23 protein-coding genes and 4 tRNA genes are annotated in these 26,938 nt (G+C 65.3%); 2 read left to right on the top strand and 25 right to left on the bottom strand.

All coding sequences use genetic code 11. The annotated features are described in order from the left end of the window. Positions 1 to 117 precede the first annotated feature (117 nt). From tuf to pyk, 18 genes are all read right to left on the bottom strand, one after another. Complete coding sequence (gene tuf / locus IIB36_03300) at positions 118 to 1,314, bottom strand: elongation factor Tu (protein ID MCH7530770.1); 1,197 nt, start codon at positions 1,312 to 1,314, stop codon at positions 118 to 120. Positions 1,315 to 1,365: 51 nt separating this feature from the next. Next, positions 1,366 to 1,437 (bottom strand) — tRNA-Thr (locus IIB36_03295). 35 nt (positions 1,438 to 1,472) lie between these two features. After that, positions 1,473 to 1,546: transfer RNA gene (locus IIB36_03290), tRNA-Gly, on the bottom strand. Positions 1,547 to 1,585: 39 nt separating this feature from the next. Beyond that, positions 1,586 to 1,667 (bottom strand) — tRNA-Tyr (locus IIB36_03285). A 209-nt stretch (positions 1,668 to 1,876) separates the two neighbouring features. Further along, positions 1,877 to 1,949: transfer RNA gene (locus IIB36_03280), tRNA-Thr, on the bottom strand. A 20-nt stretch (positions 1,950 to 1,969) separates the two neighbouring features. Further along, a complete protein-coding gene (locus IIB36_03275) occupies positions 1,970 to 2,332 on the bottom strand; it encodes a hypothetical protein (GenBank protein ID MCH7530769.1) in 363 nt (120 codons plus the stop codon). Positions 2,333 to 2,334: 2 nt separating this feature from the next. Beyond that, positions 2,335 to 3,768 carry a cysteine--tRNA ligase gene (locus IIB36_03270; GenBank protein ID MCH7530768.1) on the bottom strand — a complete coding sequence of 478 codons (1,434 nt, stop codon included), beginning with the start codon at positions 3,766 to 3,768 and terminating at the stop codon, positions 2,335 to 2,337. Continuing rightward, the gene (pyrF, locus tag IIB36_03265; protein MCH7530767.1) at positions 3,758 to 4,474 is read right to left on the bottom strand and encodes an orotidine-5'-phosphate decarboxylase; all 717 of its coding nucleotides are present in this window, start codon (positions 4,472 to 4,474) and stop codon (positions 3,758 to 3,760) included. Before pyrF ends, IIB36_03270 begins: the two co-directional genes overlap by 11 nt. Next, on the bottom strand, positions 4,441 to 5,379 hold the full coding sequence (locus IIB36_03260) for a dihydroorotate dehydrogenase (GenBank protein ID MCH7530766.1): 939 nt from the start codon (positions 5,377 to 5,379) through the stop codon (positions 4,441 to 4,443). Before IIB36_03260 ends, pyrF begins: the two co-directional genes overlap by 34 nt. After that, positions 5,376 to 6,707, bottom strand: coding sequence for a hypothetical protein (locus tag IIB36_03255; GenBank protein ID MCH7530765.1), 1,332 nt, complete (start codon positions 6,705 to 6,707; stop codon positions 5,376 to 5,378). The genes IIB36_03260 and IIB36_03255 overlap by 4 nt, the downstream gene beginning before the upstream one ends. After that, positions 6,704 to 7,945, bottom strand: a complete 1,242-nt coding sequence (locus IIB36_03250; protein MCH7530764.1) for an N-acetylmuramoyl-L-alanine amidase — start codon at positions 7,943 to 7,945, stop codon at positions 6,704 to 6,706. The genes IIB36_03255 and IIB36_03250 overlap by 4 nt, the downstream gene beginning before the upstream one ends. 41 nt (positions 7,946 to 7,986) lie before the next feature. Further along, positions 7,987 to 8,457, bottom strand: coding sequence for an SsrA-binding protein SmpB (gene smpB / locus IIB36_03245; GenBank protein MCH7530763.1), 471 nt, complete (start codon positions 8,455 to 8,457; stop codon positions 7,987 to 7,989). 2 nt (positions 8,458 to 8,459) lie between these two features. Further along, positions 8,460 to 9,065, bottom strand: a complete 606-nt coding sequence (locus tag IIB36_03240) for a L,D-transpeptidase (GenBank protein ID MCH7530762.1) — start codon at positions 9,063 to 9,065, stop codon at positions 8,460 to 8,462. After that, positions 9,062 to 10,066 (bottom strand): YihY/virulence factor BrkB family protein, encoded by a 1,005-nt coding sequence (locus IIB36_03235; GenBank protein MCH7530761.1) that lies wholly within the window; start codon positions 10,064 to 10,066, stop codon positions 9,062 to 9,064. Before IIB36_03235 ends, IIB36_03240 begins: the two co-directional genes overlap by 4 nt. A 102-nt stretch (positions 10,067 to 10,168) precedes the next feature. Next, complete coding sequence (locus IIB36_03230) at positions 10,169 to 10,603, bottom strand: YtxH domain-containing protein (GenBank protein ID MCH7530760.1); 435 nt, start codon at positions 10,601 to 10,603, stop codon at positions 10,169 to 10,171. Between the two features lie 109 nt (positions 10,604 to 10,712). Further along, the gene (locus IIB36_03225) at positions 10,713 to 12,101 is read right to left on the bottom strand and encodes a glucose-6-phosphate isomerase (protein ID MCH7530759.1); all 1,389 of its coding nucleotides are present in this window, start codon (positions 12,099 to 12,101) and stop codon (positions 10,713 to 10,715) included. Next, the gene (locus tag IIB36_03220) at positions 12,101 to 12,880 is read right to left on the bottom strand and encodes an MBL fold metallo-hydrolase (protein ID MCH7530758.1); all 780 of its coding nucleotides are present in this window, start codon (positions 12,878 to 12,880) and stop codon (positions 12,101 to 12,103) included. Before IIB36_03220 ends, IIB36_03225 begins: the two co-directional genes overlap by 1 nt. 10 nt (positions 12,881 to 12,890) lie before the next feature. Continuing rightward, positions 12,891 to 14,309, bottom strand: a complete 1,419-nt coding sequence (pyk, locus tag IIB36_03215) for a pyruvate kinase (GenBank protein MCH7530757.1) — start codon at positions 14,307 to 14,309, stop codon at positions 12,891 to 12,893. Positions 14,310 to 14,474: 165 nt separating this feature from the next. On the opposite strand from pyk, the gene IIB36_03210 reads away from it, so the two are divergent. After that, complete coding sequence (locus tag IIB36_03210) at positions 14,475 to 15,620, top strand: HRDC domain-containing protein (protein MCH7530756.1); 1,146 nt, start codon at positions 14,475 to 14,477, stop codon at positions 15,618 to 15,620. A 10-nt stretch (positions 15,621 to 15,630) separates the two neighbouring features. Here the strand turns inward: IIB36_03210 and IIB36_03205 are convergent, their stop codons facing one another. Both IIB36_03205 and IIB36_03200 read right to left on the bottom strand, forming a co-directional pair. Next, positions 15,631 to 16,014: a TraR/DksA C4-type zinc finger protein gene (locus IIB36_03205; protein ID MCH7530755.1), complete on the bottom strand. Its 384-nt coding sequence runs from the start codon at positions 16,012 to 16,014 to the stop codon at positions 15,631 to 15,633. Positions 16,015 to 16,054: 40 nt separating this feature from the next. Beyond that, positions 16,055 to 17,050: a ketoacyl-ACP synthase III gene (locus IIB36_03200; protein MCH7530754.1), complete on the bottom strand. Its 996-nt coding sequence runs from the start codon at positions 17,048 to 17,050 to the stop codon at positions 16,055 to 16,057. A gap of 98 nt (positions 17,051 to 17,148) precedes the next feature. On the opposite strand from IIB36_03200, the gene IIB36_03195 reads away from it, so the two are divergent. Beyond that, positions 17,149 to 17,433: an oxidative damage protection protein gene (locus tag IIB36_03195; protein ID MCH7530753.1), complete on the top strand. Its 285-nt coding sequence runs from the start codon at positions 17,149 to 17,151 to the stop codon at positions 17,431 to 17,433. A 1-nt stretch (position 17,434) separates the two neighbouring features. Here the strand turns inward: IIB36_03195 and rocD are convergent, their stop codons facing one another. The 5 genes from rocD to IIB36_03170 all read right to left on the bottom strand — a co-directional run bounded on the left by rocD (position 17,435) and on the right by IIB36_03170 (position 26,828). Then, positions 17,435 to 18,649 (bottom strand): ornithine--oxo-acid transaminase, encoded by a 1,215-nt coding sequence (rocD, locus tag IIB36_03190; GenBank protein MCH7530752.1) that lies wholly within the window; start codon positions 18,647 to 18,649, stop codon positions 17,435 to 17,437. Positions 18,650 to 18,776: 127 nt separating this feature from the next. Beyond that, on the bottom strand, positions 18,777 to 19,721 hold the full coding sequence (locus IIB36_03185; GenBank protein MCH7530751.1) for a carbon-nitrogen hydrolase family protein: 945 nt from the start codon (positions 19,719 to 19,721) through the stop codon (positions 18,777 to 18,779). A gap of 18 nt (positions 19,722 to 19,739) precedes the next feature. Then, positions 19,740 to 20,702, bottom strand: a complete 963-nt coding sequence (locus IIB36_03180) for a M28 family peptidase (GenBank protein ID MCH7530750.1) — start codon at positions 20,700 to 20,702, stop codon at positions 19,740 to 19,742. A 195-nt stretch (positions 20,703 to 20,897) separates the two neighbouring features. After that, positions 20,898 to 23,390, bottom strand: a complete 2,493-nt coding sequence (locus IIB36_03175) for a vitamin B12-dependent ribonucleotide reductase (protein MCH7530749.1) — start codon at positions 23,388 to 23,390, stop codon at positions 20,898 to 20,900. Between the two features lie 357 nt (positions 23,391 to 23,747). Further along, positions 23,748 to 26,828 carry a PD40 domain-containing protein gene (locus IIB36_03170; protein MCH7530748.1) on the bottom strand — a complete coding sequence of 1,027 codons (3,081 nt, stop codon included), beginning with the start codon at positions 26,826 to 26,828 and terminating at the stop codon, positions 23,748 to 23,750. Positions 26,829 to 26,938 lie beyond the last annotated feature (110 nt).

The following is a 26,938-nucleotide window of genomic DNA, read 5'->3' as shown; positions in this document are numbered from 1 at the left end:
CTCGCCCCGGAGCCCTCCTATGTCCCGGGTTCGTCGTAGAACGGGTCTCTCGCAGCGATGTTGCGCTAGCCCTTTCGCGGAGAGAGACCCGTTCTCCGTCGAACCCTGAACCCTACCCTACTCGATAATCTCCGTGACCACACCAGCACCAACCGTACGACCACCTTCACGAATCGCGAACCGTAGCTCCGGATCCATCGCGATCGGCATGATCAACTCCACTTCCATCTGAACGTTGTCGCCCGGCATCACCATCTCCACACCTTCCGGTAGCTGCGCCGCGCCCGTCACGTCCGTCGTGCGGAAGTAGAACTGCGGACGGTAGCCGTTGAAGAACGGCGTGTGCCGGCCTCCCTCTTCCTTCGTCAGAACGTACACCTCCGCCTTGAACTTCGTGTGCGGCGTGATCGAGCCCGGAGCCGCCAGTACCTGGCCTCGCTGGATCTCGTCCTTGCCCACACCACGCAGTAGCAGTCCCGCGTTGTCGCCCGCTCGGCCTTCGTCCAGAATCTTCCGGAACATCTCCACGCCGGTCACCACCGTCTTCCGGCTCTTGTCCGTCATTCCCACCACCTCCACTTCCTCGCCCTTCTTCACGATCCCGCGCTCGATACGACCCGTCGCCACCGTCCCCCGGCCCGTGATGCTGAACACGTCCTCCACCGGCATCAGGAACGGCTTGTCGATGTCCCGCTTCGGGACCGGGATGTAGGAGTCGATCGCATCCATCAACTCCTGGATGCACTTCGTCGCTTCTCCCTCCTCGCCCTCAGCCTCCAGAGCCCCCAGCGCCGAGCCCATCACCACCGGGATGTCGTCGCCCGGGAAGTCGTACTCACTCAGTAGCTCCCGAATCTCCAGCTCCACCAGCTCCAGCAGCTCCTCATCGTCCACCATGTCCACCTTGTTCATGAACACGACGATGTACGGCACGTTCACCTGACGAGCCAGAAGGATGTGTTCCCGTGTCTGCGGCATCGGTCCGTCCGCTGCGCTCACCACCACGATCGCACCATCCATCTGCGCTGCACCCGTGATCATGTTCTTCACGTAGTCCGCGTGGCCCGGGCAATCCACGTGCGCGTAGTGACGGTTCGCCGTCTCGTACTCCACGTGTGCCGTCGCAATCGTGATCCCGCGCGCCCGCTCTTCAGGTGCCTTGTCGATCTGATCGAACGAGATCGCGTCTCCACCGAACTTCTTCGCCTGCGTCATCGTGATCGCAGACGTCAGAGTCGTCTTCCCGTGATCCACGTGACCGATCGTGCCCACGTTTACGTGTGGCTTCGTTCGCTCGAATATCGGCTTGCCCATCGCTGTCTCTCTAAGTCGGGTCGTGTTTTTCCGCTACCGAATACGGCAGCAAGCTCTGGGCGGGATTTGAACCCGCGACCTCGTCCTTACCAAGGACGCGCTCTACCCCTGAGCTACCAGAGCGCGCATCGATTCTTTTAGTCAGCTGCTTCGCTACAAGCGGGAGACGGGACTCGAACCCGCGACCCTCAGCTTGGAAGGCTGATGCTCTAGCCAACTGAGCTACTCCCGCAGCGCCTCCCCTATCCTCTTCTGTCAGCGAGACACGAAGTGGTGGGGGGAGGATTCGAACCTCCGAAGGCTATGCCAGCAGATTTACAGTCTGCCCCGTTTGACCGCTTCGGTACCCCACCGGCTCTCGCACCCGAACCGTCCCATCGGGGCGCCCGGCCGACCTCTCCGCACCACCTCCTAAATGCGGAAAAGAGCCGCCCCCAGGCGACTGAGGCGGCCTTTTGCGAACGAGCATAAAAAGGTAACTCGGGTCGCTGGAGGCGTAAAGGGCCGAAAAGCGCCTGATCGCATGGGTCTCTCGGCCCCGAGAGGGCTGTGAATCGAGGCAAGCTGGCGAAGGGACTCGAACCCCCAACCTGCTGATTACAAATCAGCTGCTCTACCAGTTGAGCTACGCCAGCGCGGGCAAGAAAGCTACGGGTCAGCGACGCATCGTCCAGAGCACGGCACCTATTGCGCCGGCCGCTAGCACGAACGCGGCCCAAAGCCTTCCCGGACCCGCGTCGTAGGTCGGGTCGGCGGTTGCATCCTCCGGCGTCTTCTCGATGCCTTCAGGCGAAACATCGTAGGTCCACGCTAGCACGATAGCGACCGGAAACCCCAGCACCGCGGCACCCAACACGAAGCGGACGGCCCAGTCGGGCGCGCTCAGGCCGGGCAGCCACAAGTCTGCTGCCTGCACAATGGTGAAAGCCGCGGCCAGGTATGCCACCGCGACTCGAAGTACGCGACGGCGCTCGAGCTCATCCCACGCGCCGACGGGGCCTTCCGGGTCTCGACTCACATCTATCCCACCACCTTCCACCGAGTCCCATCCGGACCGTCCTCCAGGACGATGCCCTTGCCCGCCAGCTCGTCCCGGATCGCGTCCGAGGTGGCGAAGTCCTTGTTCGCCCTCGCCTCGGTACGCTCCTGGATCCTCCCCTCGACGTAGGCGGCCAGCTCGTCGTCAATTGCCCGGGAGGCGTGCGCGACTTCGAGTAGCGCGAGCACCGCGTCCATGGAGTGGAGCGCGTCGAGCGCGGCATCACGATCCGACGCCGAAACCGCCCCGTGGCCGTCCAATGCGGCGTTCACCGAGCTGACGAACACGAAGACGACCGCGAGCGCGTCAGCCGAGTTGAAGTCGTTGTCCATGGCGGCACGGAATGACTCCAGCGCCTGGTTCGCAGCTTCGGGAAGCCCCGACGGATCCGCGGTGGCGTCCACAGCGATCCCCTTCAAGCGGCTCTCGAAGTCGAGCAGGCGCTGCAGTGCGGCGCCCGAGGCCTCCAGACCCTGCCGCGTGAAGTTCAGGTCTCCGCGGTAGTGTGACGAGATGAGTAGATGCCGGATCGCCGCGGGGTCGTGACCTTCGTCGAGCAGCTCACGCAGCGTGATGAAGTTGCCGAGGGACTTCGACATCTTCTTGCCGTCGACGAACAAGTGCTTCACATGCATCCAGTTTCGAACGAAAGGACGCCCGGTCGCAGCCTCAGACTGTGCGATCTCGTTTTCATGATGGGGGAAGACGAGGTCCTCACCCCCCAGGTGCATGTCGAGGGTGTCGCCTAGCTCGGTCGTGCTCATCACCGAGCATTCGAGATGCCAACCCGGCCGACCCCGGCCCCATGGAGAATCCCACGCGGCCCCGACCTGTTCGTCCTCGGCCGTCGCGGCCTTCCAGAGCGCGAAGTCGCGGGCATCTTCCTTGTCGTACTCGTCGTGCGCGACGCGTGCGCCCACCTTGAGCGTCGAAGTGTCGATGCCCTTCAGCTTCCCATAATCCGCAAAGCTCGCAATCGAGAAGTACACCGCTCCGTCGTCCGCGGGATATGCGTGCCCACCGTCGACCAACCGCTGCACGAAGTCGACCATCCTCCCAATGTAGTCCGTCGCCCTGGGATAGCACTCGGCCGGGCGGATGCCGAGCGTCCTCGAATCTGCGAGAAAGCCCTCGCCGAAGGGCGCGGTCTTCTCGGTGACCGTCATCCCCGACTCGACGGCCGACTCGATGACTTTGTCGTCCACGTCCGTGAGGTTCATGACGAAGTGGACGTCGTAGCCGCTCCACTCCAGATAGCGGTGCACCAGGTCGAAGAAGAGGAATGTTCGGAAATTGCCGATGTGCGCGTCGTCGTAGAGCGTTGGGCCGCAGCCGTACACACGTACGGTACCGGCCTCGAGCGGCTCGAAGTCCTGGAGCGATCGCGTGGCGGTGTTGTGGACCCTAAGAGTCATCCGACCCCAGCTCGGCAAGCAGGGCCGCCAGGGCCGCAACCGGATCGTCGGCCTGCGTGACCGGCCGCCCGACCACCAGGTAGTCGGAACCCGCCGAGACCGCGTCGGCGGGCGTGGCTACCCGCCTCTGATCCCCTCGATCGGCCCCCGTGGGCCGGATTCCGGGCGTGACCACCAGGAAGTCCTGCTCGACGCGGTTCCGTATCCATGAAACCTCCAGGGCCGACGCGACGACTCCGTCGAGCTCGCACGCGACAGCCAGATCGGTAAGCCGCCCGACCTCCTCCCGAATCGATCGGATCTCCCTTCCCCAAACGACTTCCAGATCGGTCGACGTGAGAGAGGTCAGCAGCGTTACGCCGAGGATCCGCATGTCGGGACCGGACGCCTCTGCCGCCGCTTCGAGCATCGCGGGGCCCCCTGCGGTGTGCACCGTCAAGAGGTCCACGCCCAACTCCGAAGCGGAGCGCACGGCGCCTGCGACCGTATTGGGGATATCGTGCAGCTTGAGGTCGAGGAAGACCCGCTTGCCCAGGGCGGCCAGCGACTCGACGACGCTGGGGCCACCACGAGTGTACAGCTCGAGTCCGACCTTGTAGAACGTCGCCGGTTGACCCAGCTGCTCGACCATCGCGAGCGCCTCCTCCGCCGACGGGTAGTCCAGCGCCACGATTACGTCTGCCACGCACTCTCTCGGTTGGGGGATTCCGTCATCAGGTCGGTCCACGCGCCGACTCGGTGCCGGCGTCCCCAGCTCGCGAGGCCGGCCACGACCATCTCTGCCGCGCGGGGCGCAGCAAACGTGGCGGTCCCGATCTGAACGAGCGAGGCCCCCGCACGGGCATAGGCGACCGCGTCCTCCGCAGCCAGCACTCCGCCGACGCCTAGGAGAGGCAGGTCCGTCGCCTTCCGAGCCTCTTGCACCGCCCTCAAGCCGACCGGTCTGAGCGCGGGACCGCTCACTCCCCCCGTCCCCGCTCCCAACTCGGGCTCGCCCGTATCACTACGTAGCAGGAGACCTGGGAGAGTGTTCACGAGCGTAAGACCATCGGCACCCGAGTCGGTGGCGACGCGCGCGGTCCCGGCCAAATCCGGGTCGTTGGGGGCCAACTTGGCGAGAAGCGGCCGCTGGGTTCGCACCCGACACCCCGCGAGGATCTCGGCGACGGCGGTGACGTCGAGCGCAAAGGGCGGGCCACCTCGTTTGGCGTCGTTGGGGCACGACAGGTTCACCTCGAAGCCGAGAAAGCCGTCTTCGCCGTCGAGGCCCTCGATCAGCTCGAAGTACTCCTCGACCGTATGACCAGCGAGGCTCACGAGCACCTGAGCGTTGCGCACGTTGCTTCGTAGCCAGGGCAGCTTTTCACGCTTGGTAAGCGCGAGGCCCGGATTCGTGAGGCCGATGGAGTTGAGCATCCCCCCGCCGAACTCGGCCACCCGGGGCGCCGCGTTCCCGACGCGCGGCTCCACCGTCACTGACTTGGTCACCAAGCCGCCCAGCGATTCGAGATCGACGACCTCACTCAACTCTTGACCGAAACCGCACGTGCCTGCCGCCAGAAGCACCGGATTTTGGAACCGGACGCCGAACAGCTCGGTCTCCAACCTCATCGGTTCTTCATCTCCCTCAGACGCAGCGCCAAATCCTCCTCGAGCGCTTCGAAGCCCGGCGCGGGCGCGCCCCGTGCGGCCAGAACGTACGGGCTCCGAGCATGCGTCTCCAGACGCCCGAGAAGCCAGGCACGATCGGTGTCGTCGAACGCAACCGTGAGCGCCGCAAGCAGTGCCTTCGGCACCCAAGGATCGTCCGGATCGGCGTCGGCATAAGCGAGAAACAATCCCCGGGCCAAGGGACGCGCCTCCAGGTCGTCCCGCGCGATCTCAGCCGCCGCGAACCACCCGAGCGGATCCGTGAGTCCGACGCCCGTTAAGTCGTCGAGCGCGCCCAAAGCGTCGAGGAGCGGCGCGACACCCTGATGTTCTTCGGCAGGCAACAGAATCTTCTCTACCTCATCGAGCTCGGCGAGATCATATGCCAGCTCCAGGCGCCAGCGCGCGATCTGGACCCGGGCCTCCGCGGCTACCACCCCCACGCCGCGCGCGACGGCCCATGCGGCTGCGTTGGCCGTGGCGGTGTCACCCGCTCGGTGGAGCAGGCGAGCCCTGCCGAGCGCTATCCGACCACGCCCGACCCTTCCCCAGCGCGCGGTGTCCGCGCCCGACAGGAGCCTCGCAACCACCTCCGGACTCCATTCCTCCGCGGCTCGGTTGGCGAGCGCCACTACCGTATCCAGCCGCTCCCCGGCTTCCGAATACGAGAGCAAGAGCGTGAAGGCCTCTCCCGCGCGCGGGAGCTCATCGTAATGGATCGCCCAACGCAGTCGCATCAAAGCTGCCTCGACGCGAATGCGCGCATCGAGCTCGGGCGCTCGATCCAAGTCGGACCACCCGTCGTCCGCCTGGCCCTGGGAGAGCAGGATTTGACCGCGAAGCAGGTGCGCTTCCGCCAGAGCCGGTCCCACGCTCAATCCGCCCAACGCACGATTGACGAGGGGGAGCGCGGCTTCCAGATCCCCGGATTCCACGTGTGCGAGTGCGAGGTAGACGAGCACCGCGAGCCGCAGCTCGGCATCCTCCGATCGCTCCGCCGCCTCCTCTAGCGCCGCACGCGCGGCTCTGATCTCCCCGAGGCGAAGACGCGCTCGGCCGAGCAGGAAAAGCGCATCATCCCCCCATTCCCCTTCTGGGTCTCTGCGGTACCCACGGGCGGCCTTCCGGACCACATCTTGATACCGTTGGCTCGCGAGCGAGTCGCGACCGGCTCGGCGATGGGCTTCCGCTTCGTCGTAGGACCGCTCCGCGTTGTAGATGGCGTTGTAGTACGCACAGCCACTTGCGAAGAGCATGACGCCGAGCAGGCCGGCGCCGCGCCGGCTCACACGCCGTCTCCCGGTCCTCCGGTCCCGCTGCCTGGAGGGTACCGCTCGAAGAACCTGACGACCGCGCGGGCGATCGATCTCGCGGCTTCGTTCTGGAAAGTGGGTTGGCCGAGCAGCGGCCCCTCGTCCTCGTTCGACAGGTAGCCGACCTCGACGAGCACAGAGGGCATCAGTGCGTTGGTGAGCACCGCGAGCACGCCCTGCTTCACGCCACGGTTCGGGCCCGGGTGGAACTTGGCCATCTCCGTCTGGACCATCTCGGCGAGCATCGACGACCAGTGCTGATGATCGAGAGCCTTCAGCTCACGCAGGATGAATCCAAGGTCGGGCTCCGCATCCGGGTCAACAGCCTGTCCCCCGGCGCTCAGAGGCGCATTCTCGATCGCCGAGACCCTACGCTCGTGATCGTTTCTCGCTTCGGCCAAGAAATACGTCTCGAATCCGCGCGCTGAGGGGCGGGTGGGTAACGAGTTCGCGTGGATCGAAATGAAGACCCCAGGGCGGTCCCCTTTCCATGCGGTCGCGAGATCACCGCGGTCCCAGATCGGCACGAACGTGTCGTCGTCCCTCGTGAGATACACTTCGAAGTCGGGCTCACGCTCGAGCAGGTGGGCGATCGCCCGCGCGATACCCAGAGCGACGCTCTTTTCCGGGACTCCTCTCAGGCCGAGAGCTCCTGGATCACCCCCGCCGTGCCCGGCATCGACCACCACGACCCGCGGACCCTCGTAGCGTCCCGCACCCGGCGCCTCGGCGCCCGGACGCAACTGCACCACGGTTGTGCCAAGCCAATCCTCGGGCTGTGCGGCCTGCAGCGTCAGAGTGGGCCCGTCGAAGGAGTACAGCTCAGGCAAGCGCTTGGGTAGGAAATCCGCGAGCAACTGGACCGGAACCAGGGTCTCTCCGGCGTCGTGATACGGAATGTCCGCGAGCTGAAGCACATCGTCGTCCCAGGTGAAGAAGGGGGACCCGATCGTGAGTGAGATCGCGACCCCGTGGGGTCCCAGCATCGCGATCGCCCCTTCGACCTCCGCCACGGCCCAACCGAGTTCCTCGAAGAGCGTGAGGCGGACCGCGGCGAAGCCCATTTCGAGATCGAGTGTACGCACGTCCACCGCACCTTCGGCACGCTCGATCCTCAGCTCAGGGACCCCCTGACCCGCGAGCGGACCCGCCGCAACCGTGGCAAGAAGCGTCACGACGGCAAGCCCAATCCGTCCCGCCACGTCTCGCTTCATCGCACGCTCATCTGTCATCGAGACTATATCTGTCATCTCTGTCATCGAGACTGCATCGCGCGCCTCGCCTCCAAGTCTTGCTGGCTCCGCTTCAGGTCCTCGCGCTTGTCGTACAGCTTCTTTCCGCGGGCGAGCGCCAGGCCGACCTTGGCGTAGCCTCGTGCAAAGTAGATCTCCAGCGGAACGATCGTCAGCCCCTTCTCCTTGATCTTGCCGACGAGACGCCGGATCTCATGACGGTGTAAGAGGAGTCGCCGGGCGCGCACGGGGTCTACGTTGAATCGGTTCGCCTGTTCGTATGGGCTGATGTGCAAGCTGTGCAGCCATAACTCCCCGCGTTGCACACGCGCGTGGGCATCCTGGAACGAGACGTTTCCGGCTCGCAGGGACTTCACTTCGGGACCCTTCAGCTCGATACCCGCCTCGAACGTCTCGAGGATCTGGAACTCGTGCCGAGCCTTTCGATTCCGTGCGACAACCTTTCTCCCCGACTCGGAGGCATAGCGGGCCATCGTCAGAACACCAGGACCGGTGTACCGACGTCGACCATGCCCATCAGCGTGCGCGCGGCCTCGTTCGTGAGCCGGATGCAGCCGTGCGACACGCGCCGCGCTTCCGGGTCTGGGTCGAGCAGCAACTCAGGCTGATTCGTGCCGTGGATCGCGATGCCGTCGCCGAGGTAGATCGCGGTATTCCCCATCACGCCCGGCATGAGACGAGAAGGATCGTTGTCGGGCGGAATCGGAACGCCCGCCTCGACGAAATGCCAGTCGGGCGCCTCCCAGATAGGATCCTTTTCCATGCGCTGGATCCGGAACAGCCCGCGCGGTGTCGAGAACTTCCACCGATGTTCCCCGGTGTCGAGTCGGAACCCGGTACCTGTGCCGGCCGGTGCCGACCAAAGCGAGCGAGCTCCTTCGAAGACGAACACGCGATTCTCCGCCAGATGCACCACGACGTAGGGACCGTCGTGCCGCACCAGGGGACGATCGGCCACGACCTCGCGTTCCACGGCATCCCACGAGAACGAGAAGTCGCCGATGTCGGAGTCGAAGAGCTGAGCGGACGCCGGCTGGGTCATCGCTGCAACGCCCGCGATGCACACGATCAGCCTTCTCACGGCCCGGCCTCGAAGCTCATCACTCCGGCTCGACTCGCCTTTCGCATGGTGTATACCTGGGCCACTTCGCCGCCCAAAATAAACACTATCGACCCGTAATAGATCCAGAAAAACAGCACCGCGACGGTTGCGAGATTCCCGAGCGTGGAGCCGTAGTCCGCGATCTCTGTCACGTACCAGGAAAAGGCCCACTTGAGAGCCTCGTGCGCCAGCGCGGAGAACGTCGCGGCAACCCACGCGGTCCGCCAGGGAATCCGGCGTGCCGGCAAGTACCGGTACGCGATGAGGAAGAGGGTCCAGATGGAGCCGAGAGCCAGCGCGTGCCCGAGCAACCGCTCCAGAAGCGAGAACGTGTTGCCATCGACGCCAACGAGCCCGACGCCGTAGTCCATCGTGACCTCGAACGCCACGGTCACCCCCAGGTTCAGCGTCAGCAGCGAGACGCCGATCAGGACCGCCAGGATATCGAAGAGCTTGCCCATCAGGACTCCGCGCTGCTGTCCGATGTCGAATATCTCCCGGAGAGCGACGCGTAGGGTTGCGACGAGCCTGGTGCTGATCCAGACGAGGAAGAGTGCACCGAACACCGTGAAGCCCGTGCGTCTCTCGACGAGGGAGGACACGGGTGCGCGAAAGGCCTCGACGAGCGCGACCCCGTCGCCGGCTTGGGGAAGGTTGTCTGCCACGAGCGCGAGCACCGCGTCCGTCGGGTCACCGAAGCGAGCGCTGAGCATGTACCCGGTAAGCCCAATGCCGAGGATCAAGAGCGGCACGAGCGCGACGAGCACGTTGAATGCGATGGCGCCGGCCATGAAGAAGACTTCATCCTCGAAGGACTTCTGCCAGAGGCGGAGGAGGAACTCTCGCACGCGGTAGCCGAACCGATGATGTCGCGGGACCGGGCGCGCCGCGGTCATGAGACCGTGCACGCCCCAAGACGAAGCGCCGCGGAGGGGGTCCTCACCCTCCGCGGCGTCGGAACGACGACTCGACGCCGCCAAGCAGCCCGCGGTGGCGCGGGTCTCTCGGAGCGATGTTGCGCTTGCGCCCTTTCGCGGAGAGAGAGACGCGCCACCACGGGCTGCTGGCACGAAGGGAGGGAGTCAGTCCCCTGCCTCCGCCGCGTCTTCGTCACCCTCGGCACCGGCTGCGACGGTTTCCCGAGCGGCGTCGACGCCCGCGCGATACGCCGCCTTGGACGTCTCGAGTTTCTTCTCGAGCTCGCCCCGCGCCTCGCGGGCCGCCTCACGGCCGGCGTCCACCGCGTTCTTGACCGACTCAACCCGCTCTTGCACGCCTTCTCGAGCGACATCCAACCGCTCCTCGAGCTGTTTCTGGGCCTCGCGCATCCGCTCCTCGGCGGTACCGCGAAGACGCCGCGCGTGCTCCTTCAACGCTTCCTGCGTCTCCGCCCCCGACTTGGGAGCGAAAAGCAACGCCAACCCCGCACCCACGAGCGCTCCTATGACGAAGGAGCCGACCTGGCTGCCGCCATCTCTTTCGATGACGATGTAGGGAACCTCGTCGTGATCACGCATGCCTGCCTCCCACCACGCTCAGCCGGGCTCGAAGTGAACCCAACTCTGGATTCGAATCTAACGACGCCGGCACCAGCTATCTACTAGTCCGACCACGAGTTGCAAGCGCTCACAGCACCCAACGCGGGTCGGCCTCGGCGATCTCGGGAGCCGGCACGCCCGTTCGCCCCATGAGCCCATAGGTGAGCTGTTTTCCGAGCTCGACGCCAGGCTGGTTCATCGGATCCACGCCGTAGAGTGAACCCGCGAGCACGGTGGCGATCTGCAACAGCATGATGAGTTGGCCGAGCGCGTGGGCGTTGACGGCCGGCAAGTGGATCGTCGCATTCGGACGCCCCGCACGCCGCAGGGCCTCGGCCGTCGCGGTGTGCTCCGCGGCCAGCAACTCACCGAGGGAGTGCCCGCCGAGGTACGACAGCGCATCGATTTCGGAATGCCGCTGGGGGATGAGCACGAAAGCTCCGGGATCGTCGACCGCGACAAACAGCACGACCTTGTCGGCGGGGCCCTCCATCAGCAACTGGAGTAACGAATGCTGATCTGTCGCACCGAGCGCGGCGAGCGGTGTTGGGCCGGTGGGCTTATCTTCTCCGGAAAGCGTCGTCCTCTTCCCCAGGCTCTCGGCCCAGAGCTGTTGGAACCAGAGCGCGGTGGAGCGCAGCCGGTCCGCGTACGGCATCATCACATGGATCGGACGACCTTGTCCCGTGTCCGCGTGGTGCAGCAAACACGCGAGTATGCCGGCCGGGTTCGAGCTCAGGGCGTTCGTGCGGCACCGGGACTCCATCTCGGCCGCTCCCGAGAGCAACGCCCCGATGTCGGCGCCGCACACCGCGGCAGGCAGAAGTCCGACCGGCGAGAGGACCGAAAAGCGCCCGCCCACGTTGTCCGGCACGGGCAGCATCGCGACCCCCTCGGCGTCGCCGATCCGCCGCAGTGCGCCGCTGGTGGAATCCGTCGTGAAGAGGAAATGGCTCCGCGCATTGTCCGGTCCCACGAGCCCGTCGAGCAGCTCACGCACGACCAGGTACTGAGCCATGGTCTCTGCAGTGGCGCCCGACTTGCTGACGACGTTGAAGAGCGCTCGAGCGGGGTCGATTTGCTTCATCAGGCGCCGGAAGGTGTGCGGGTCCGGATTGCTCAGAACGTGAAGCCGGGGGAAGTGGTCACGCTCCTCAGCCGAACGCTGATTCCAGAACGGTCCCAGCAATGCGTCGCGCAATGCGATGGCGCCGAGGCCCGAACCACCGATCCCGAGCACCACGATGTCATCGAACGACTGGCCGAGCCCGTCCGCCAGTTCGGTGACCCGCGCGACACTATCGGTCGCGTACGGAAGATCCAGGAAGCCCAGGTCGCCTTCTTCGCGCCAAGCGGAAAGTGCGGAGAGCGCCGTCTCGAACGCCAACGTCAGGCGACCCGACAGCGTGCTCGGATCGACACCGCCGGGCAGGCGCGGTGCCATGAAGTTGCCATAGTCGAGCCGGATCGCGTCCACTAGTCGATCTCCACTGTCAAACCGTCGTACGCCGGCAACACGCCGTCGGGTAGACGCGCCTCAAGCTCCGCGTGCGTCACCCTGTGCGTGAGGTGTGTCAGGTACGTCCTCGCCGCGCCGACCTCCCGCGCGGCCTCGATCGCTTCTTCGACATTGAAGTGCGACGGATGAGGACGCCCGAACCAGAGAGCGTTCAGCACCAGCACATCGACTCCCTCGAGAGCCGCAAGCGTTTCGGGCGGGAGGCTCTTGCCGTCCGTGATGTATCCGAGGCTACCGACGCGGAAGCCGTACACCGAGCTCGAGCCGTGAGGCACCTTCAAGGGCACGAAGTCCTGACCGATGATCTCAACCGACCGGCCCGCCTCGATCTCCTTGAGCTGGACTCGTGGTTTCGAGCTGCCCGTCGGCGGTTCGTACGCGTCGTCGAAGATGTATTTGAAGTACCGCGCGATCATCGGCCGGTACTCGGATGCCACGTACGCGGGCAGGTCACCCCGGCCACGAACCGTGAAGATCCGCACGTCGTCGATGCCGTGCACATGGTCGGCGTGCATATGCGTGAACCAGACGGCCTCGATATCGGAGATCCCGGATGCGAGCAGTTGGAGACGGAGCTCGGGCGGCGTGTCGACGAGCAGTCGCCGTCCGTCGACGTCGACGACCGCGCCGTGGCGTGTGCGTCGGTCGCGAGCATCGTCTGAAGTGCAGGCGTTGCAGTCGCACCCCACGACCGGAACGCCGAAAGAAGTGCCGGTACCGAGAAAGGTCAGCTTCAAGATCAGCCTTCTAGAGGCGCTCGAGGCGCATCGTGTTCGTCGATCCGGACTCATGGAACGGGAAGCCGGCGGTGACCGCGACGGACGCGCCCGGTTCACCGACACCGGCGTCCAGCACGCATTGCCGTCCGAACTCCGCCTGGCGCTCGTAGCTCATCTCGAGTCGCTCGGCCAGCACGGGGCGGACCCCCCACACTGCGGCCAATTGGCGATACGTGTGCGCGTCAGGCGTGACAGCGAAGACCGGCACCGTCGGCCGGTACGACGTGACGAGGCGGGCCGAAAAGCCCGACTTCGTGAGCACGATGATCGCGGGAGCATTGACCCGGCGAACCGCATCCACGGTCGCGGCCGCGACGGCGTGCTCGCGTGGTGAGGCGCCGCCGCGCGAGCGCAGCCCGGGATGAGTCAGGTAACGTGGTCCACGCTCCAGGAACCCGCTGCGCTCGATCTCGGTACCGATCTTCACGATCGCCTCAAGAGCGTTCAGCGGGAACTTCCCCACGGCGGTCTCGCCGGACAGCATGACCGCATCGGTTCCATCGAGAATCGCGTTCGCGACGTCGGAAACCTCCGCGCGCGTGGGACGGGCATGTTCGATCATCGACTCGAGCATCTGCGTCGCGGTGATGACCGGCCGACCGTAGAAGTTTGAGAGTTGGATGATGCGTTTTTGCGCGAGCGGCACGCGCTCGAAAGGGAGCTCCACCCCGAGATCCCCCCGGGCAACCATCACGGCGTCCGTCTCGGGCAGGATCTCCTCGATCGCGCGCAACGCCTGGACTTTCTCGATCTTCGCCACGACCAACGCCCGGTTCCCCACTCGACGCTTGAGGTCGACGACGTCCTCGGCGCACCGTACGAACGAGAGCGCGATGTACTCGACACCCTCTTCGAGGGCGAAGTCCAGGTCAGAGAGGTCCTTCTCGGTAAGGGATGGGGTACGCAGGTTGACCAACGGCAGGTTGATACCCTTGCGGGGCTTGAGCAGCCCCCCTCGAACCACCTCCAGCCTGGTGCGATCACCCTCCGTGGCAGTGCAACGGAGTTCCAGCAGACCGTCGTCGAGCAGTACTTGGTCCCCCGGCTCGATCTCCTCAGCGAGTGGCGCATACGTCGTCGGGATTTCTCTCCCGGTGGCGCTCTTCTCCGGAGCCATCACCACGGTCTGGCCGGCCTCGAGCTGTAACGGAGCTTCGAGTTCGCCCACACGGATCTTCGGACCCGAGAGATCGACCATGACGCCGACTGGACGTCCTACTTCCCCGGAAGCCGCACGCACTGCGGCTATCGACGCCCGATGATCGTCGCGACTCCCGTGCGACATGTTCAGGCGCGCGAGATCCATGCCCCGTTTCACCATTTCGAGGATCATCTCGGGTGAGGAGCTCGCGGGGCCCAGGGTGCAGACCACCTTGGTACGGAGCATGAATCGCTACCAGGAAAAGGGCGGAGCCGTCCCGCCGGCGGCGGGTCCACGAATTGTGGTCTCCACCCGGAGGGGGGGCAACACCCGGGGGTGGCGCCCGACGGCCGGCGCCGCTTCTTTTTCGCGCCGCTCGTTTTCATTGTCACGTCGGGATGCTTCAGGCGCATGAGCTACATCCATATCGAAAGCGACAGCGACGCCAACCGCCTCGCGGACGATCTGAGATCGGGGGGGAGTATCGCGCTCGACTGCGAGGCGGCTGGCTTCCATCGCTATTCAGACCGGCTCTGCCTCGTTCAGGTCTCGACCGCCGCTGCGACATACGTGGTCGATCCGCTTGCGTTCGACCCCTCGGATCTCTTGCGCGAGACGCTGGAAGACCCGCAGCGGGAGGTCATCATGCACGGCGCTGACTTCGACCTGCGGCTCCTTCACCGCGACCTCGGCATCGAACTGCACGGGCTCTTCGATACACAGATCGCGGCGTCGCTCCTGGGACTCGAATCACTCGGCTTGGCTTCGCTGCTGGAAGATCGCTTCGGCGTGAAGCTCAGCAAAAAGTACCAGCGTGCGGACTGGGCGGAGCGCCCGCTCACAGATGGCATGCTCGACTACGCCGCGGCCGACACCGGCCATCTCATCGGCCTCCGGGACCAGTTGGGAGAGGAACTCGCCGGAGCCGGCCGCTCCGCTTGGGTGGAGGAGGAGTGCCGCGCGCTCGAGGAGTCCGCGAAGGTGCCCGAGGAGAACGCAGAACCGAGGGATCCGGTGACGCGAGTGAAGGGGGCCCGCGATCTCTCGCGCCGGCAGATCACGGCCTTGAGGGTGGCGTTGAACTGGCGGGACGAGCTGGCACGGGAACGCGACAAGGCGCCCTTCCGGATCGTGGGCGACGGACCACTGATCGATGTAGTCGCCATGCGTCCGCGACGGCCCGAGGAACTCACGTCCATCAAGGGATTCCCTCGGGGCCTCGCCAAAGCGGAGGGTCATCAACTCGTGAGGCGGCTTCGAGCCGTCGTGGACATGCCGGAAACCGAGCTCCAACCGTACCCGCGCAAGAAGGGCGGCGGGCCAGGGCGCCCGCCCCCCGAGGTCGAGCAACTCGCCGAGAGGCTCAAGGACGTGCGGAACCAGAAGGCGGACGAGCTCGGGCTGGCGCGGGGGACGCTGCTCGCGAACACGGTACTGCTCGAGGTCGCCCTCGGAGCCCCGACGAGCAGCGAAGCTCTCGCGGCGATGCCCGGTATGCGTCGATGGCGGATGGACGTTCTGGGAGACCAGCTACTCGCCGTGATTGGGAGTCAGTAAAAGTGGTCGCCTAAACCACCGCCTCTTCCTTCCGCTTGCAGTCGATGCAGTAGCGCGCATGCGGCAGCGCATCGAGCCGCTTGAAGCCGATATCTGCGCCACACGTGTGGCAGTTGCCGAAAGTCTTCGGGTCGTTGTACAACCTGCGCAGCGCCTCTTCTACGCGGTAGAGATACCGACCCTCCTTGGTCGCGAAGACAGCCGCTTTCTCGCGCTCCTGCGCCTCCGTGCCCTGGTCCGCCATATGATCCGTGTACACAGCCAAGTCCGAGTCGCCGGACTCACGATCCACCTTCGCCATCTCATCGAAAAGTCCGAGCGCCTTCAGCGCGCGAGCCCTCTCATCGAGGAGCCGCTTCTCGAGATGCGCGAGCCGTTTTTTCGTGAGGGCCATACCCGCCTTCCTGCGTGCGAATGGTAGCCTATCAAGTTAACTACCACCGCACGAGGGCAGAACCCCACGTGAGACCGGAGCCGAAGGCGACCAGACAGAGCAAGTCGCCCCTCTCCAGACGCTCGTCCCGGACCGCTTCAGCGAGGGCGATCGGGATCGTCGCAGCAGTCGTATTCCCGTACCGTTGGATGTTGTTCACGACCTTATCATCCTCGAGACCCAACCTTCTCTGGACCATCTGCGAAATGCGGAGATTCGCCTGGTGGGGAATGAGAAGATCGATATCGCCCGCGGTGAGGTTGTTCGCCACCAACGCCTCCTCGACGACCTCTGGCATGCGCTTCACGGCGTGCTTGAAGACCTCTCTACCCTCCATGCGAGGGTAGTGGCGTCCAGCGGCGATGTCTTCGGCAGAGATCCGTGGGTGGTTCTTGGACCCCGCGGCCTCGGTCCAGAGCATCTCGGCGTGGTGTCCGTCGGCGTGGAGGTGTGTCGACAGAACCCCGCGACCCTCCTCGTCCGTGGCGGTGAGCACCACGGCGCCGGCGCCGTCTCCGAAAAGGACCGCGAGGTCACGGCCACGGGTCGAGAGGTCGATGCCCGTCGAGTGGATCTCGACCCCGACCAGGAGGATGGTCCGGTACTGACCCGACTTTATCCACGCGTCCGCGACAGAGAGCCCGTAGACGAAACCGGAACACTGGGCGCGCACGTCGAGCGCTGGAACACCTTCCAGCCCGAGGTCCCGTTGCAAGAAGACACCAGTACCCGGGAAGAACACGTCCGGGCTGAGCGTGCCAAGTACGATCGCGTCGATTTCGCTTCGGTCGATGTCGGCTGCGGAGAGCGCCATCTCACTCGCCCGGCGCGCCATCTCGGCACCGGTCATTCCCTCGGACACCCAACGGCGTTCCTCGATCCCGGTGCGCTCGATGATCCACTCGGTTGAGGTATCCATGTACTGCGTGAGTTCTTCGTTCTTGACGACGCGGTCCGGGACGTAGAAACCGGTTCCAGCGAAAGCTGTGCGTGGCACGTTGACTCCAGGGCGACGGCATGACGGATGGGGGATCGGGTCCGGCGCGCACGGGTACTCCGGATCCAGAGTCACGCCGACACGAGGAAAGATAGGGGATGACTGCCGAGACGTTCCAATGCCGTCGCTGCGGAGACGACACGTCGATGTTGGAGAAGGCTCCGTTCCGAAACGAGGTCGGGGCACGGATCCTCGCCGAAATCTGCACGTCGTGTTGGCAGGATTGGCTACAGCATCAGACGCTGCTGATCAATCACTACGGCCTTGACCCGCGAGACCGGAAGGCGCGTGAGTTCCTCTACGAGCAGATCGAGCAGGTGCTGTTGGGTGACGGGGACGGCAAGGAGATCGACACCAGCAAGCAGGGCACGATCGAGTGGTGAGCTAGGTCAGCACCTCGCGCGCTTGCTCGAGCGCGAACTCGAGGTCCTCCTTCGAGATCGTCAGCGGGGGCGCGAAGCGGATCACCTGATGGTGCGTCTCCTTCGCGAGGATACCGCGTGCGTGCAGCGCCTCGCAGAAGGGGCGCGCGGTGCCGCTCGACTCCTTGATCACGACACCGACCATGAGCCCCTGACCGCGAACCTCTTCCACGTGCGGAGAGTCGAGCTCGCGCAGCTGAGCCATGAACCAACTGCCCAGCTCGTCCGAACGTTCGGAGAGTTTCTCATCGCGCACGACCTTGAGCGAGGCTAGACCGACGGCGGCGCCGAGCGGGTTGCCTCCGAACGTCGAGCCGTGATCGCCGGGCGTGTAGACATCCATGAACTCCGAGTCGGCGATCGCTGCAGAGACCGGATACACGCCTCCTCCGAGAGCCTTGCCGACGATGAGCACGTCGGGGCGCACACCTTCCCAGTCGCAGCAGAACATGCGGCCGGTCCGTCCGAGGCCCGTCTGAATCTCGTCCGCCATGAACGCGACGTTGTGCGCGGTGCACAGCTCGCGAGCCTTCGCCAGGTAGCCCTCCGGCGGCACGACGACTCCGCCCTCGCCCTGCAGAGGCTCGACTAGGAAGCCCACGGTGTTCTCGTTGATCACGGCGGCGAGTGCGTCGGCATCTCCATACGCGATCTCTACGAAGCCCGGTGTGAACGGCCCGAAGCCATCCTTGTACTGCGCCTCGGACGAGAAGCCGACAATGGTCGTCGTGCGCCCGTGGAAGTTGTTCTCGCAGACGATGATCTCGGCCTTGCCCTCGGGCACACCCTTCACCTTGTAGCCCCACTTGCGGACCATCTTGATCGCGGTCTCGACGGCCTCGGCGCCCGTGTTCATGGGAAGCGCCTTTTCGAATCCTGTGGCATCGCACAGAGCCCTCAGGAACGGACCCATCACGTCATTGTGGAACGCTCGCGACGTGAGCGTGAGCCTGCCGAGCTGTTCGGTGGCAGCGGCGATGATGTCCGGGTGGCGGTGGCCCTGGTTGAGCGCTGAGTACGCGCTGAGCATGTCCAGGTAGCGATTGCCCTCGACATCCCAGACCCACGACCCCTCCCCTCGCTCCAGAACGACCGGGAGAGGATGATAATTGTGCGCGCTGAACCGGTCTACTTCGCTCAGGAAAGCACCGGTCTTCGTCACGGTAGCTGCAGTCATCGTCGTGCTCACTGTGGCATCAACTCAATTGGAGAAGTGACAATATGCATTATTATGCGAATAATAGGAATACTCTATCGCACGTTCGCGCCGACGCAGCCTTCCCGTCGGCGACACGCGCATTACGTCACTGCACGGGCGGCCGCGGGGACTCGTCGACCTCCAGCTTGAACACGTCGGGGCGCGCATAGTGACCCGTGACGTCGAAGTCGAATTTGCTGCGCGCGATCGCGCTCATGTCCAGATCCGCGACCAGGATCCCTTCCTTCTCCCAGAGGGGTCCGGCGAGCAGTTCGCCGAGCGGCCCGTAGATCGCGGAGCCTCCGCGACTCAGCACCTCGGGCCACGCCTCGAGCTCCTCTCGCGTCTCTAGGTCCTCCGGGTACATGTCCCGGCGCGCGTACTGGTTGCAGCCGAGCACGAAGCAACGGCCCTCGAGTGCGATGTGCTGAAGCGTCGCTTGCCATCGCTCGTGCGCATCGGCGGTCGGAGCGAGGTAGATGTCGACGCCCTTGCCGTACATCGCCATGCGCGCCAACGGCATGTAGTTCTCCCAGCAGATCAGACCGCCCACGGTCCCGTACTCGGTCTCGACCGTAGTGAGCGTACTGCCATCACCCTCGCCCCAGATGAGCCGCTCGGCGCCGGTCGGCTTCAGTTTGCGGTGCTTGCCGAGCAGCGAGCCGTCCGGGCCGATGTACAGGAGCGTGCAGAAGAGCGTGCCGCCGCTGTACGTGCTGTCGCGTTCGATGACGCCCACGCAGAGATGAACGCCCGCCTGCTCGGCCGCCTCGCCCATGCGCCCGACCTCAGGACCCGGCACCTCGATGGCGGTGGACCAATATCGCCCCCAGACACGACGTCCCGCCTCGGAACGACCACCGACCGCCGTCCCGAAGGAGAGGCCCCAAGGGTACCCGCCGACGTAGGCTTCGGGGAAGAGTACCAGGTTCGCGCCTCTCTCGGCCGCCTGCGCGGTCATCGCGCACACCTTGTCGACGGCCGCCTCGCGGTCGAAGGGGGTCGCGGCGGCCTGAACGACGGCGGCGCGAACGGTCGTGGCTTCGCTCATCTACGTCCCCTCCGAGTGCTAGCCTCCCGCATACACCAACTCAGTCACGACTTGCCCGACCATGCCGAGCGTGGCCGCGCTGACGTTGGCCGGGCGATCCTCCGGCGTGTGCCAGAACCTGTTGTCAGCGCCCCCATAGGTGAAGTCGATCAGGTTGGCGGTGGGCAGCCCCGCTTCGATGAGCGGAACGTGGTCGTCGAAGATGCGACCAGCTACCGCCTCCGGGAAATACGCGCTGTAGCCGAGCCGAGCCGCAGCACGCCACACCTTGCGCACCACCACGAACGCGTGCTCAGCGGAGTGGGCCTCTACCGGGAAGCTCGGATCGGCGTCGCCGACCATGTCGAGCAGGAGGCCGTAGAGCGGGCGCGCACCCACCTGCTCGCCCACCGCGATCTGACGCGCGTACCGCTTGGCCCCCAGGTACATGTCTTCCCCGTTCGGTCCGAAGTCCTCTCCGTCCACGAAAAGAAGATCGATCCCGAGGGGCGGGGGCGTCTCTGCCATGAGAGCGGCGAGCTCCAGTAGCACCGCCGTGCCCGATCCACCGTCGTTCGCGCCGGGAACAGGGTCCGATCGCCGCGCCGGGTCCGCCGCCTCGTCCGAGGTCGGACGGGTGTCCCAGTGGGTCAGGATGACGATCCTCCGGTCGAGCTCGGGGCGGAAGCGAGCCATCACGTTGACCAGCACCAGCGAGTCGCCCGCGGACGAAACGTGCCCGAAGGTGTCCGAAAGGACCTCGGGAGCGAGCGAGTCGAGACGCGCGAGCATCCAGTCGAGCTGAGCCTCGTGCCCCGGAGCACCTGGAACGCGCGGCCCGAACGCGACCTGTTTCTCGACCAGGCCGAACGCTCGCAGGCCGTCGAAGCCAGGAGAGCCCGGAGTCGGGCCGGAGGGTGCGTTCGCGTCGAAGCAGCCGGCGACCAGGAGCGCGGTGGCTCCGTAGAGGAATCGCACGGTCGGAGCGCGGAGCACCATCATGCTCAGGGGATCTCTCGCATCCGAGTCGCACCCTCGTTCTTGTAGATCACGCCTCCCTTCATCACGAAGAGGCCGTTCTCGATCGACTCGCGGAGCGGGATGTCGACGGGCGCGCCGAGACCCAAGGCGGTGGTGACTCCACCCGGTCTCCGAGCTCGTAGCGCGCGTCGCCTCCACCCTGCCGAGGCTAGCCCCTCATCCGCACTCGGAGTAGCCGCAGACGTGGCACTTCTTACACCCCTCCTCGAAGGCGAGGTGCCCGGTGCCACACTCGGGACAGGTACCCATGTCGAAGGCCTGGACGCCGGAGGTATAGCTCGACGACTGTGTCTGCGTCGCTGCCGTGCTCGTACTGGGGATCGCGCCGGTCGTGAGTGGCAGCGCCTCCTGTATGCCCTCTTTCTCCTCCAGATAGCGCTCGATCGCCTGACCGATCCCGTCAGGCACGGACAGGACCTTGTTCGGCCCGAGTCCTACGGCCCGGTCGCAGGAGATGCCGCGTAGCTGATCCTTCACCTGACTGATGGGGATGCCCGACCGCAGCGCGAGCGACATGAGCCGGCCGATCGCCTCCGCGTCCGCGTTCGCAGCTCCGCCGGCCTTGCCCAACGTGCAGAAGACCTCGAACGGCCTGCCGGTCTCGTCCTCATTGATCGTGACGTACAGGTCCCCGAGCGGTGAGTTCATCTTCATCGTGAAGCCGTGCAGCGTCTGCGGTCGTTGACGCTTGTGACGGGCCGCGCCGCGCGTGACGTCCTGGTCTTGCAGCTCGTGCTTCAGGCGCTCGGTCTCGATTCGGAGGTTGTGCGCCTCCTCGCGGGCGTCCGCGAGGGAGTGCTCGAGCTCGGAGATGCCAGCCACGGCTTCCGCGTTGTCGGCGATCGGCGCCGTCTTCCCCGTGGAGAGCACCTGCCGCTCCCGCGAGCCGTCGCGATACACCGTCACACCTTTGCAGCCGAGGCTGAACGCGAGCTCGTAGATCTCGCGCACCTGCTCTTCGGTCGCCTCACGTGGGAAGTTCGTGGTCTTGGAGATCGCCGAGTCGGTGTGCTCCTGGAAAGCAGCCTGCATGCGCACGTGCCATTCCGGAGTGATGTCGTGGGCTGTCCGGAAGCTCCGCTGTGCCTCTTGGGGGACCTCCTCGAAGTGAATGTGACCCTCGTTGGCGATCTTCTCCATCAACTCTTCGGAGTACCAGCCCCCCTCTTCAGCCATCCGCACGAAATCCGGATTCACATCCGGCATGAGCACGCCCGCCTGGTTCCGCATGAACGCGACCGCGAAGAGCGGCTCGATACCACCCGAGCATCCCGCGAAGATCGAGATGGTGCCAGTCGGTGCGACCGTCGTCAGGTTGCAGTGTCGCAGTTCGCGCATTCTGCGGACCCTGGTACCGTCAGGTCGTGTGGCAGCCTTACCATCGGGGCCCCAGATCGACTCCTCCCACGCGGGGAAGACGCCCCGTGTCTCCGCGAGCTTCTCGGAGGCATTGCGGGACTCTTCGTTTACGAACTCCATCACGCGACGACCGAGCGCCACGCCGTCATCTGAGTCGTAGGCGATGCCGAGCCGGACCAACATGTCGGCCCAACCCATCACGCCGAGCCCGATCCGGCGGATGTTCTGTGCAAGGTCGTGGATCTCCGGCAGCGGGTAGCAATTCGCGTCGATGACGTTGTCCAAGAAATGCGTCGAGAGGTGGACGACCGTCCGTAATGCATCCCAGTCGATGCCTTCGACGGGATCGACACCCGGCGCCGCATCTTCCTTCACGAACTTGCCGAGGTTGATGCTGCCGAGGTTGCAGACGTCGTACGGGAGCAGCGGCTGCTCGCCACACGGGTTCGTCGCTTCGTAGCTGCCGAGCGCCGGAACCGGGTTGTATGCGTTCGCCCGATCGATGAAGAAGGTACCGGGCTCGCCGGTGAGCCAAGCACCGCGGACGATCATGTCGAAGATGTCGCGCGCGCGCTCCTGGCCGACGACTTCACCACGCTTCGGGCTCACGAGATCGTACGTCTCGTCGTTGCCCACCGCCTCCATGAACACGTCGGTGATCGCCACGGAAATGTTGAAGTTGGTGATCTGCGAAGTGTCGTTCTTACACGTGATAAACGCACGGATGTCGGGGTGGTCGACGCGCAGGATGCCCATGTTCGCCCCTCGACGGGTACCGCCCTGCTTCACGACATCGGTGCTCGCGTCGTACAGCCTCATGAACGACACGGGGCCGGACGCGACCCCCATCGTCGACCGGACGGTCTCACCCTCGGGACGCAGGCGGGAGAAGCCAAAGCCGGTGCCACCCCCCGACTGGTGCACGAGCGCCATGGCGGTGAGCGTGTCGTAGATGCCGCTCCGACCATTCGAGAGCGCGTCGTCGACCGGAAGCACGAAGCACGCGGAGAGCTGGCCGAGGGGGCGGCCCGCGTTCATGAGCGTGGGCGAGTTCGGCTCAAACGTGCCGTTGATCATGAGGTCGTAGAACTGACGGGCGACCTCGTCGACCCCGGCCTCCGACGCTCCGTAGTCCGAGTCGACGTCCGCGATGGTCCGAGCCACACGCCAGAACATCACCTCCGGCTCTTCATTGGGTTCGCCTCCCGGGTCCTTCTTCAGGTAGCGGCGGGCGAGGACGATGCGGGCATTTTCTGTCAGCTCCGCAGCGGGCAGATCGTCGGGAAGCACATCGTCGAAGATCACGGACGCACGGGGCGGACGGGGCTTGTGAACGCGCGGCATTGGTTTCGTCGAGACTCCTTGTGGACTACGCAGTGGAAAACAGTGGAAACAAGAGTTGAAAAACGGCGGGAAAGCGTTCCCGCCGTGGTTTCTCGTGTGCAAAATCCCTACGACGCTACTAGATACCGAATAGGTCCATAGTAGGGGCACTACATCTTGGGGTCAAGATTTTCTTCCTGCTGGCGCGACAAGCAAGCGAGCGCCATCGTATATTCGGGCTTTATTCGGGTATCCTCCCTTCTCTTGAACCCAAGAGCAAGGGATTCTTGGACGCTTCGAGGCGCTCGGGGGTAGCTGCTATGGCTAGAACGGCACGCCCAAGCGTATGTATACCCGCGCTCCTTCGCCTTCGACCAGAGGGACCGCCACGCCGGTGCGAAACCGCATCGTGACCTTGTAGAAGGTCAGCACCTCCGCGGTGACCTCAGCGCCCACAGACGCCAACGCGCGTCGTGCGGGGTTCTCGAAACCGCCAGGGGAGCTGTCGGGTCCCCATGCGTTTCCGGCGTCGCCGAAGACCGACGCGAATACGCGATCGAAGTGGAGCGGCCACGCCCCCACGCCTCGATTCACGAGGGCCAGCGGGATCCGATACTCCACTGATGCCGCCCACGCATAGCGGCCGAAGCGCGAGAACGTGTCGTATCCCCGGACCGGAAAAAAGATTGGGCCCCCGCCGAAGAGATCGAGTCCCGACGCGTTCTCAGCGGTTCCGGACGCACCGCCGACCTCGAAGTGACCGGCTGCCGCGTTGGGTCCGCGGGCTACTCCGAAGCTGCCCTGGAGCGCGAGCACATGGGACGCGTATCCGGGACCGGCGAGCGGCAGATAGACCCGGGCGCGCCCGATCACGTCGTCCACGGAACGGTCGGACCCGATCACGCCCGCGAGGGTGTCGGGAAGGCTCAACTCGTTCAGCGTGCGCGCGCGTATGAACAGCGTCGCGCCGCGGGCCGCGCCCATCTGGAACGAATGGGCGCGAGCTGTCGAATACGTCAAGAAAACGCTGAAGTCGCTCAACCGTGAGCTCGGACGCGTGAGAGTGTAGCGCGTGGACGGCTCGAGCGTTTCGTCGAGCAGCTCCCGGTACTCCCAGACCACTCCGCCGGAGAGCGTCAGACGGAACAAGCTTCGCCAGGTCGGTCGGCTGAAGGAGGCCGACGCCAAGACGTTGCGCCGCCGCTCCAGCACAAAAAGAGTGTCGACGGGCGAGTCGGCGTCGCGCTGCGCGATCAGCGAAGGGTCGTCGTCCCATGACTGACGAGCGGTGAGGCGGATGACCGGATCGCCGAGGCCGGCGAAGGAGTATGACGCTCCACCTTCGGCTTTCCCGCCGGAGGTGAAGACCCGCCCGATCGCGGAGTAGCGATGACGGCCGACGAGATCGACACCGCTCGTCTGCGCGCCGACACCTAAGCCCAGCAACTGCCGCTGCGGTATGAAGTGCTCACCGATCTGGCGAGCACGCGCGTCCACGGGCTCCCGCAGGACCGGCTCCCAGAACGTGGGCCAGAGCGTGGGTCCGGCTGAGTAGTTTCTCAGCTCTCCCTCGACCGGCGGAGGCATCTGGGCGGCACCGGCAGAAGCGAATCGTGCATCCGGCGACGGGGCGACGCGGGCACCTTGGGGGTCGAAGCGCACGCGCTCGACCTCCCAGCCATCGACATGATAGCCGCTGAAGTAGATCCAGAGACCACTGGGATCGATGCTCGGGAACGTCGCGCCCGTGCGCACGTTGGTCAGCATCAGTGGAGCGCCCGCTACGCCCGTCTCCGGGTCGACCGGTGCGCCGAGGATGTTGAGGATTCCCGACCGATCCGATCCCCAGACGAGGTACCGCCCATCGGGACTCCAATCCGGAGCCATGTCCAGAGCCCGATCCGTCGTCACCTCGTGTACCACCGCGCCGCTGCGATCGAGTATGACGACGTCGTGATGCGCGCCGAGTGTCCAGCGTGTAGCGGCGATCCATCGCCCGTTCGGTGACACGCTCGGAAACGCCCACTGCACATCTGGCTCGGACGCCACGAGCGTCGTCCGCTGCCCGCTCGTCAGATCAACGCTCACGAGCCCCGTCCTGCCGTCGCCGCCGGCGACGGCGACGGCCCACGCGCCGTCCGGCCCGACCGACGGGTCGCTCAAGCGCGCTCCGCGCGTCACCCTCCGCACGGCGCCATCGCGGGTCGCAACGTACAGGTCGCTGTATGCTCGATAACGGTCCGTGTACTCCAACTGCGCGAAGACCACGCGCCCATCGGGCGTCCAGTCGAACGTCGCCAACCCGTTCGTGCGGGTCAGGGTGCGTCCGGCGGTGCCATCGGCATTCGCCATGAAGAGCTGGGTGTCCGAGCTGCCGTCGGATCGCACATAGACCAGCGAGCGCCCGTCGGGAGACACCTCGGGGTGCCAGCCCCATCGGGCCCCCTCCGTCAGCCGTTCGGGGTCGGTCACGGGCCCGAAGCGCTCGAGCCGCGCGTCGAGCGAGGCGCCGTCGTCGTGCTGCTCCTGCGCCCACAGATCCCACTCCTCCGACAGCGAGACCCCGAATGCGTCCCGCCCCGCGGCGTTGAGTCGGTAGGGCACCCACTGGCCGGCGATCGCTTCCACGAACGATGCCATCCCCTCCTCGCCGAACTTGGTCATCAGGTGATCGAAGAAGAGCGACCCGTACGCATATTGCCTCGTGCCACTGGGCCACTGGGGCGAGCCACCCGAGGCCTGCCCGATACCTTCGAAACGTCCCTCTATCGCCGCGGTGCGCAGCACCATTTCATTGAAGGTCCCTTTTACGCGACCGGCCTCTGTGAGGTCGGACTCGTACCAGGTAGCGATGCCCTCTGTGATCCAGCGCGGAGTGCCGGTTCCCGGGAAAAACGGCCAAGGACCCGTAACCCTCCCGAACAATGCACGGGCGACTTTGCCGACGAGGTTGTCCGTCCGGTCCAGGTGCACGATGTGTGCGAGCTCGTGCGTGATGACGAGCTCCATCCAGTCGTCGATATATGCGAGGGAGGGATCATCGATGGGCGGACGGGCGAAAACGGTAATGCGATTCGAAGGGTTCAACTGAGCGAACCCATTCGAGATGTCGATGTGGTCGGTCACCAGCAGGTCGATCATCCCGCTCGGTGCCTCGATGAACTCAGCGGAGAGCTCGTCGTATGCGCGCTCCGCGATGCCGGCGGCTCGGCGCCCCAGTGTCTCCAACTCGGCCGGGAACGTCACCCGGAAGTGGTCTGTCTCGAGCGTACGCCACGATTCGTCGGGCGGCACCTGGGCGGACACGGGCGCGGCAAAAACGGCGAGCAGAACAAGTGCTCGAGAGAGCTTGATAACGCACGTTGCCCTCGCCACCCTTTCCAACGCGTCGCACATTGACTTCATCGCCCATGCCTCCCAAACAGAGCTTCTGGTTTCGCCTTGGCTACGCCCTCGAGCGTGCCCGTCACGGTCCGCCTACGGCGGGGCGATCGCTCGCTAGTCGATCGCTAAAG

This window comes from Gemmatimonadota bacterium (genome assembly GCA_022560615.1).
Classification (GTDB): Bacteria; Gemmatimonadota; Gemmatimonadetes; order Longimicrobiales; family Gaopeijiaceae; genus UBA1138.
This window is presented reverse-complemented; position numbering and strand designations above follow the sequence as displayed.

What these genes read in the sequence shown, in the direction of transcription:
- tuf (MCH7530770.1), bottom strand. Translation starts at nt 1,314, where the DNA reads ATGGGCAAGCCGATATTCGAGCGAACGAAGCCACACGTAAACGTGGGC.
- IIB36_03270 (MCH7530768.1), bottom strand. Translation starts at nt 3,768, where the DNA reads ATGACTCTTAGGGTCCACAACACCGCCACGCGATCGCTCCAGGACTTC.
- IIB36_03260 (MCH7530766.1), bottom strand. Translation starts at nt 5,379, where the DNA reads ATGAGGTTGGAGACCGAGCTGTTCGGCGTCCGGTTCCAAAATCCGGTG.
- IIB36_03250 (MCH7530764.1), bottom strand. Translation starts at nt 7,945, where the DNA reads ATGAAGCGAGACGTGGCGGGACGGATTGGGCTTGCCGTCGTGACGCTT.
- smpB (MCH7530763.1), bottom strand. Translation starts at nt 8,457, where the DNA reads ATGGCCCGCTATGCCTCCGAGTCGGGGAGAAAGGTTGTCGCACGGAAT.
- IIB36_03230 (MCH7530760.1), bottom strand. Translation starts at nt 10,603, where the DNA reads ATGCGTGATCACGACGAGGTTCCCTACATCGTCATCGAAAGAGATGGC.
- pyk (MCH7530757.1), bottom strand. Translation starts at nt 14,309, where the DNA reads ATGCTCCGTACCAAGGTGGTCTGCACCCTGGGCCCCGCGAGCTCCTCA.
- IIB36_03210 (MCH7530756.1), top strand. Translation starts at nt 14,475, where the DNA reads ATGAGCTACATCCATATCGAAAGCGACAGCGACGCCAACCGCCTCGCG.
- IIB36_03205 (MCH7530755.1), bottom strand. Translation starts at nt 16,014, where the DNA reads ATGGCCCTCACGAAAAAACGGCTCGCGCATCTCGAGAAGCGGCTCCTC.
- IIB36_03195 (MCH7530753.1), top strand. Translation starts at nt 17,149, where the DNA reads ATGACTGCCGAGACGTTCCAATGCCGTCGCTGCGGAGACGACACGTCG.
- rocD (MCH7530752.1), bottom strand. Translation starts at nt 18,649, where the DNA reads ATGACTGCAGCTACCGTGACGAAGACCGGTGCTTTCCTGAGCGAAGTA.
- IIB36_03185 (MCH7530751.1), bottom strand. Translation starts at nt 19,721, where the DNA reads ATGAGCGAAGCCACGACCGTTCGCGCCGCCGTCGTTCAGGCCGCCGCG.
- IIB36_03180 (MCH7530750.1), bottom strand. Translation starts at nt 20,702, where the DNA reads ATGATGGTGCTCCGCGCTCCGACCGTGCGATTCCTCTACGGAGCCACC.
- IIB36_03170 (MCH7530748.1), bottom strand. Translation starts at nt 26,828, where the DNA reads ATGAAGTCAATGTGCGACGCGTTGGAAAGGGTGGCGAGGGCAACGTGC.